Raw genomic sequence first — 1,533 nt, forward strand, 5'->3', positions numbered from 1 at the left:
CATAAATGCATGTGATACGATCAATGTAGTACTCACTTTCATTTGAAATATCAAAAACTATTCTCCAGACTACTCAAAAAATGAGTAGTCTTTTTATTTTGCATTTTAAGCCCTTTCTAGGACATTTTATTATTCCACGTATAAAAAAATACCTCAAAACTTTTTTCGTTCAACAGAGAGGCTATAAATCATTTTAAAATTTCTTTCTCAACATTTTTAGAAAGAAAAATGTATTTTTTTATCTCGATTGCTCTTCTCAACAAAAAAACTAAAACCTAAAAAATAGGTGTACAATGTAACTTTTGCATTTTCAAGAGCATAAGGGAATCCTGCATTATATTAGTACGTTTCACGTACCAATATAATGCAAAAGTATTGATTTGACAGTGTCAAATAGGATTCTTAAATATGATGCAAAAAATCATAAAAACGTACTTGAAACGTACCTAATACGTACTCGATACGTACCAATTTTTTAAGTGACGTACGTGATACGTACTAATATTTAAGTACGTTTTGAGTACGTTTTACGTACGATATGAGTACGCTTAAAAGCGTTTGTTTTATAAAAAAGTAAGGAAAATAAAATTGAATGAAAAAAACTAAACGTAAAAAAACGCTAGCTTTTTAGCTAACGTTTTAATAAAAATCATCAATATGTTCTTATCTTTTTTTAAATCCTTCTGATTTTTTTACAACTCTTCTACGAAAAACTTATCACAATTTAATATCAATTTTCTTCTTCAATTTCATCAATCATTCGATGATTAATCTTACTTTTTTCTTCTTCGGTTAAATCAAAAATTTCACTCGCTAAATATTCATTTTTATTCCACATGTAAAAAATCTGATACACGTATTCAGTTGGATCAATATCTTTTAAATAATCCAATTCACCATTCTTTAATTTCTTTCTCGCTTCTTTAAACAATCCTGAATAAACTAATACCTGTTTACCTTTAAGTGATTTATAGAATGCGTCGAATACTTTTTGATTAACGAGATAATCGCTATCTTTACCGGAATATTTAGCCATTTCATAAAGCTCTTTATTATTATTTTGTCTTATTTTTTGAACTTTAACTTGTGTAATTTCTGAAATTCCTGTTACGTCACGCCATAATTCAAGCCATTCTTTTTGGCTAATATAATATCTTTTATCTGTAAAATATGACTTATTTACTGCAATCAAGACATGAAAATGAGGGTGATAGTCATCACGTTCCGCATTATACGTGACTTCTAATTTACGAACATAACCTTTCGCAATAGACTTAATCTTTTTACGTTTAAACATCTTTTGAAATGCGTGATTATAATTTTGTATTTCATCTTCTAAATGCTCAGCTGTAACATTTGGGGTCGTAAGTGTTAAAAATATAAATGATTTTGACTCCTCTTGTTTTACATATTGCATCATCAATGATAAACCTAACGCATCTTTTCTCGCTTTTCGCCATGCACATACAGGACAAAATCGATTTTTACATAAATTAGATTTATGCAATTTCTGTTTCTCTAATGTTTTATCTG

At 28.2% G+C, this 1,533-nt stretch carries 1 protein-coding gene; it reads right to left on the reverse strand.

Going from position 1 to position 1,533, the window contains the following annotated elements:
• Nucleotides 1-730: 730 nt before the first annotated feature.
• On the reverse strand, nt 731-1,533 hold an 803-nt coding region (locus tag ACFSTA_RS18730), incomplete at its 5' end, for a protein rep (protein WP_377558363.1).

Origin of the sequence: Ornithinibacillus salinisoli (assembly GCF_042684965.1) — a bacterium.
Lineage (GTDB): Bacteria > Bacillota > Bacilli > Bacillales > Amphibacillaceae > Ornithinibacillus > Ornithinibacillus salinisoli.